The organism is Vibrio sp. VP6 (genome assembly GCF_028823755.1).
GTDB classification, from domain to species: Bacteria; Pseudomonadota; Gammaproteobacteria; order Enterobacterales; family Vibrionaceae; genus Vibrio; species Vibrio parahaemolyticus.
Map to the genome: position 1 here is coordinate 1 of NZ_JAPEID010000070.1, position 6,472 is coordinate 6,472.

The following is a 6,472-nucleotide window of genomic DNA, read 5'->3' on the forward strand; positions in this document are numbered from 1 at the left end:
TGATTTAGTTCCATCGAATTACGCAACAAAGCCTTGAAATCATTTCGTTACTGCCATGGGTGTAGTTCGACCATTCGTACTCGAAGTAGTGGCATACTTTGTCGTAACAAGCGTATAGATCGGCATCACCAGTGCCGGAGATAGACACTTCCAGTTGATTATAACTTTCTGAAACATCGACAAAGAAGAGCGTTTCAGAGAACTTTTTACCGCTTACTTGGATGCTGGTATTGAGTTCGATTTTCTTAGGCTTCTCTTTCGGTTTTGGCTGAGAAATATCCGAATCGTCAATGTCTTTCGTCACCTCATCCAGCCACGAATGAAACTCGGTATTGTAAGCAGGCCCTAATCGTTCAAGCAGTTTTACCCACTCTTTGTATTGGCCGGTACGCGAGTAACCTAACAGTTCAGTAACGTCTTCAGGATGCTTCTCTATCATGAAGCGCACAGCTAAGTAGCCCCAGCGGTACACGCGGTTTAAACCGTCGCTGTAGTTCGTACTGAACACGTCTGCCAATGTGTGCGTCTTTTCTTTGCCAAGTACTAGAGCAGCATTGTAGCCCTCTTTGTAGTACATGTATTCAGCAAAACCTTCCAACCACCACACAATATTGCCTTCGCGCATTGTGTCGTGGAAGTCACCGTATTGGTTGAATCGACCATCTAAATAATGCACATATTCGTGCTCTAAGTTTAGAATCGAAAAGTCGTCGTCCCATCCGTTTTGATAAGCGACGAATCGAGGTACATTTCCTTGTTTTGATGGGTCTCGCTCAAGGAACTGTCCGCCGTTGTTGGTTGTGTTATCAAAAAGGAAGCTGGAGTAGGTTGAGTAGTCACTTTTGGTTTTAAAAACAATAACATCGACACTATCGCTATGATCATCAGCGACAGGCTGATATCCGGTATTAACAGTTTGGTGGAAGTCATCTTCTTTGAGGTTTAATGTTTCGCAGCTTGTTATTGCTTGAGCTTCTGTCATCTCTTGAGCAAGAATTCGCGCGGGTCCGCGACAATCATAACTGAATGTCATTATTCGCTGCTTTAATACAGATTTTGAGTTACTTAGCCCTAGCTGCTCAAGATAATCTGATGCATAAGCGTCAACCATTTCGGCGATGCCAACCCAAATTCTGTCTGACTTACCGCCTAGCGGGTAGCGCTTTAACAAAGAATCTAAAGTGTCGACAACGACTTTTTTTGTCTCTGCATCTTCAGTTTTTATCAGCCTAGCGAGCTCTCGCGCGGCATTGCCAAGTAGTTGTTCAGAATCCGTGCCTATCGCCCATTCGTTGTTGGTAATAAAACCACTCAAACGATGGATATAACTTGAGTCAGATTCAATCACATCGTAAAACGCTTTGGTTTGTGAGTGTCCAGCCATAGCGACAAAGATATTGTTGATGGCTTTACGGTAGTAATAGCTGTCGCTTTTATCCGCTGAAAAGCTATCAAGAATAGCGAAAACATCGGGTGCGGCGATGGCGAGTTGTCGAATACTATCAACAACAATCAACATGGATGCGAGCGCTTCTTGCTGTTCGCGACCGTCAGTTAGAGCGTGTGGTGAGCGCAAAAATTGTTGAATGGTATTGGCAATATCTACGCTTAATTCGGATGGGAAAGGTAGTAACTTTTTGGCAAAGGTATCGTGTCGGTTTTTGTAAGCTGCCTTAATGAACTCACCTAAATAGTATATTTGCTGAGCTTGCTCTTTTGTTCCTTTATAAGCTTCAATTGCCTTTTTTAATCCGCCAGTAATTCGACTCATGCTCATGGTACTGAAGACGACGTCTGCTTGCTCTAACGATGGAGAAAACCACGTTCTCATGCACTCGTAGTCACTGTTTGCGACTCTTGATTCGATATTGACTCGGTCAACCGTAAAATCTTCAACAGTACATTTTCCTTTATGTGGGAAAAGCTCGGTATCGTCATCTACCACGGTGTCATCGTCAGTGGTATCGTCGTCTTTCGTGGAATCATCATCGACGGTACTGTCATCATCTGTATCTGTATCTGTATCTGTATCTGTATCTGTATCGTCATCCACAGTTGAATCTACGTCAGCGTTGTCATCGTTTTTGTCGCCAGAATCTACGCCAACGACGGGAACAGTCTTGACTCCACCGGAAGAATCATCACCACCACATCCAGTTAAAACACCAAGCATGGATAATAGAAGACATGCAGTTTTAATATTTTTCATAGAATTAGTATTGTATTTGAAATGGGCGTCAAATATATATTTTTACTGATGCATAGTTAAATAATAGAATTTAATGGCTAGATAAAAATGTATTATGCTCAACACGCCTATTTTTATGTGATATTGAACAAATAACTATTATTTATAAATTCAGTAGAAATGTTAATTGGGAAGGAAAAATTGATTTTGATATACATAACGCTTGGTTTTTATTTTAGTCGACGGGTATATGAAAAAAATATATTTTCCAATCATCAGCACTTTGATGGTTTCCTTTGCTCATGCCAATACGCTGCCTGCGCCAACTTGGCATCAATTTCAGTTAAATGATGGTTCAAAGAAAGAATTAAAACTTTATGGCGATCAAGAATCTTTCTGGTATCAAGATAGAGAAGGCATTATTTATGTCTACGATGAAGAGACAGGGTGGTTTTATGGTAATCATGAAATTGTTGATGGGCGTTTTGTCGTCACTTCTCTTGGGGTTGAAGCCAAATTAGAAATGCCACAAGCAGTCAGAGAGCTGTTAAAAGAACGCGTCACCCCGACGTCTTCTTTATTGCAGTCTGAGCACGTTTATCCGATGAATGAGCCATATCTTGAGCAAACTCCCATTCGAGCACTAAACGCAACAAATGAGCCCACGCACCAACCTTTGCTCGTTGTTCAGGTGAGCTTTAACAACCAAGACTTTGTGAATGACTTCACCAATGTGATTTTTGGTGATAATCAGCAAAGTGTAAAAGACTACTTCAGTAAGAATAGTTACGGACGTTACATCGTAGAGCCTGCGAAAGAAACGGAAGGTACAGCGAACGATGGTGTCATCGACCTTACGTTGGATATCGCTCACCCGAACTGCCACTCAAAAAATGATGCGACTTGTGACAGTAAGCTAAATGAGGCTTTTAAAGCTGCTTACGACAAGTTAGACCGTTATGTGGATTTGTCTACTTACGATTTGAATAACGACGACAAAATCACACCTGACGAATTGTCTGTGATGTTTGTATTTGCGGGGTATGACAAATCTGCCGGTTCGGTAAATACGCCGTACATTTGGCCTCATCGTTATAGTCATAATGCGATTGAGATCGATGGAAAGACCATCCGAGATTACTGCTTGTTTGCTGACTTCCAAGGAGACCATCAATCTACGATGGGCGTGATTGCCCATGAGCTTGGACACTTGATGCTTGGTCTACCTGATTTGTACTCCTACAAACATTCCGGTTCTGTTGGCCAATGGGGATTAATGGGTGGCGGAAGTTGGGCAAGTAAACAAGGTGATACGTATGCAGGGGAAACGCCGGTCAATATGTTGGCATGGAGTAAGGAAGCTGCTGGTTTCATCAAGCCGAAAGTGATTGAAGCGTCGGGTTCTAGCACAATCGAGACTCGTCAAGGCGAGGGTGTGGTGTATCTCGATCCGTATTTGAAACAGCAAGGTCCAAGAGCTTACTTCGAAAACAGAAGAAAAACGGAATACGACCGTGCGTTGTCAGGTGAAGGTCTTTTGATCACGGCCGTAAGTATCGACAACCGTTTCAATGACACAGGGCCAATGCAAGTTCAGGTATTCCAAGCGGACGGTCTGGATGAACTACAAACTCGTGGCTGGTCAGATCAAGGTGATGTGTTCCCGGGCTCAAGCAATGTGGTAACTATTTCGGACGATACAACTCCTTCTTTAAAACTCATCACCGGTGGCCGGGAAACCAATATCTCGATTAATGATATCGCCAGTACAGATCAAAGCGGCACGTTACGAGCGTCTATTCCTTCATCGACGAATAAATCGGCTTGGATAACGTCACTTTCAAGGACGTACGTGTATGAAGACAGCCGCAACAATACGATAGGGTTTGGGTTAGAAAACAACGACGGTTACCAATCTTTGGTTGGTTTCTACTTATTTGCTAAGCCAATCCTACCAAACTCCGAGATGCGTTATCGCATGTTTAAATATGACCTGACTACAAACCGTTGGGGGAATGCGTCTATTAACGTTGACACTCAAGTTGAAGTGTCATCGGGGGTGATTCCTACGTTTGGTGGTCGAGTTATGTTTGCATCACCATTTGATATCGATGAAGGTGAGCAGTTGTTGGTCATTGAGCTAGAAAACGCTAAGCCAGAATATAGCTATTCATTCTTGGACGCTTATTTGTCTAACGGAGAGAAAAAGAAGCAGTTCTATGGAAATGCCAGTTCGTACAAGACGAGCGGATTAAGCGAAGGGCGTGGCCGTAACTATCCTTTTGCTGCTTTGTTAGAAAAACCTCAGGCGAAACCTAGTATTACGGTTGAAACGGATTCCGTCACCGTATTAAGCGGTGAAAGTATTACGATTGATGTACTGGCGAATGACCACTCATCGGATGCGAATAGCACATTGAAGCTAGATAAGATCACATCAAAGCCTTCGATTGGTAGCGCTGAAATCTCAGGACAAAAAATCCACTATTCTGTTCCTGTTTCGGACATTCCAGAACAACGAGCAGTAATGAAGTATCAAGTGTCTGACGATTTTGGGACGACAGCAGAAGGTGAGGTGGTCATCACGATCAATTCTCCAGAAATCACCGCGAATAGTCTTCAATACAAAGCGCTAGAAGATACGCCACTGGAACTTAACTTACATCAGCAACAAGGACTAGAGAAAGGGGACACCATCGTCATTAAAAAGCCGCCGATGCACGGCAAGATTGATGGGAATACCTACCAAAGTAAGGAAAACTACTTTGGTAATGACCAGTTTGAGTTTTCTATTGTGAAAGAAAACGGACGTGAATCTAATACAGCTATGGCTGTAATTACGGTCGAAGCGGTTAATGATGAGCCGATCTTCGCTGTTGAAGCGAGTCGTAAAGAAGGCCTATCAAACGAAAAAGTCACACTATCTGTACTTGGCTTAAAAGACGTTGATTCAACGGATCACTCATTCAAATGGCGTCAAGTTTCTGGGACTAAAGCTCAGTTTGCCACCACGGACACGGCAAGTGTAGAAGTGACGTTACCAAAAGTGAGTGAGAAAAGTGAAAAGCTGACGTTTGAAGTGACGGTAAACGACAAAGATGGTGCAATTATTACTAAGAACGTTGCTATGGTCGTTAAGCAAGAAGTCGTTGTGGAAAATGATCCTGGCAAGAGTGAAGAAGGCGGCTCTATGGGGCTGTGGGTCACTCTATGTATGATGCTGATTAGCCTAAGAACAAAGGTTAATAATTTGTATAGATTCGTAATAAGAAATGATATTTGGTAGAAAGATATTATAATTCATCGTCTTATATTCGCAGGATGAATGAAGATTGAAGGAAACCAATAAGAAAAACCTCCGTGTCGTAGCGCTTGCTCCGACAGGGAGGTATTTTGCATCAATAATAAGCTCACTAGAGATCTTGGAAACAGCTGCTGAGTTTGCAGAGTTCCAAGGTTTCATGACACACGTCGTTACGCCAAACAATCGGCCGTTAATTGGTCGAGGGGGGATCAGCGTTCAACCCACCGCACAATGGCAATCATTTGATTTTACAAACATATTAATCATTGGCTCAATTGGCGATCCTTTAGAATCGTTAGATAATATCGATCCTGCATTGTTCGATTGGATCAGAGAGTTACACCTAAAAGGCAGCAAAATAGTTGCAATTGACACTGGTATTTTTGTCGTCGCGAAAGCTGGTCTTTTGCAGCAAAACAAAGCTGTAATGCATTCTTACTTCGCCCACCTCTTTGGCGAACTGTTCCCTGAGATAATGCTCATGACTGAGCAGAAAGCACTCATTGACGGAAACGTCTATCTTTCGTCTGGACCTTACTCTCACTCAAGTGTGATGCTGGAAATAGTAGAAGAGTATTTTGGAAAGCACACTCGAAACCTTGGTAACCAGTTTTTAAGTACAATAGAGAGCAGTGGAAACTCTCATTCATACTGTGATGTTTTCCGTTACATGCAACACAGAGATGAGCTGATTTTAAAAATCCAAAAATGGATTCTCACCACGGATCTAGACATCGTCTCTATCAGTGATTTAGCGAATGAAGCTTGCTTATCAGAACGGCAGTTAAAACGCCGATTTAAAGAGGCGACATCCATCAGTCCGCTAAAGTTTATTCAGTTAGGGCGTTTATCTTTTGCAAAAGAACTGTTGAGGTCAACAAAGTTGTCAATTGATGAAGTTGCAAGTCGATCTGGTTATGTTGATAGGCTTTGTTGCGTAATTCAGACGAGAAACCAAACCTCCTAAAGTTGAGCGACTG

General features: G+C 42.6%; 3 protein-coding genes. 2 read left to right on the forward strand and 1 reads right to left on the reverse strand.

Going from position 1 to position 6,472, the window contains the following annotated elements; all coding sequences use genetic code 11:
* Positions 1 to 4: 4 nt before the first annotated feature.
* Positions 5 to 2,173, reverse strand: a complete 2,169-nt coding sequence (locus OU793_RS23075) for a M9 family metallopeptidase (protein ID WP_274647853.1) — start codon at positions 2,171 to 2,173, stop codon at positions 5 to 7.
* Positions 2,174 to 2,438: 265 nt separating this feature from the next.
* Between OU793_RS23075 and OU793_RS23080 the strand changes: the two genes are divergently transcribed.
* Together OU793_RS23080 and OU793_RS23085 are read left to right on the forward strand one after the other, a co-directional pair.
* Positions 2,439 to 5,474 carry a M6 family metalloprotease domain-containing protein gene (locus OU793_RS23080; RefSeq protein WP_180793957.1) on the forward strand — a complete coding sequence of 1,012 codons (3,036 nt, stop codon included), beginning with the start codon at positions 2,439 to 2,441 and terminating at the stop codon, positions 5,472 to 5,474.
* A gap of 46 nt (positions 5,475 to 5,520) precedes the next feature.
* The gene (locus tag OU793_RS23085) at positions 5,521 to 6,459 is read left to right on the forward strand and encodes a GlxA family transcriptional regulator (protein ID WP_274647852.1); all 939 of its coding nucleotides are present in this window, start codon (positions 5,521 to 5,523) and stop codon (positions 6,457 to 6,459) included.
* The last annotated feature ends 13 nt before the right edge of the window (positions 6,460 to 6,472 follow it).

Excerpts from the sequence above, each read along its gene's own strand:
- OU793_RS23080 (WP_180793957.1), top strand. The coding sequence starts at position 2,439 with ATGAAAAAAATATATTTTCCAATCATCAGCACTTTGATGGTTTCCTTT.
- OU793_RS23075 (WP_274647853.1), bottom strand. The coding sequence starts at position 2,173 with ATGCTTGGTGTTTTAACTGGATGTGGTGGTGATGATTCTTCCGGTGGA.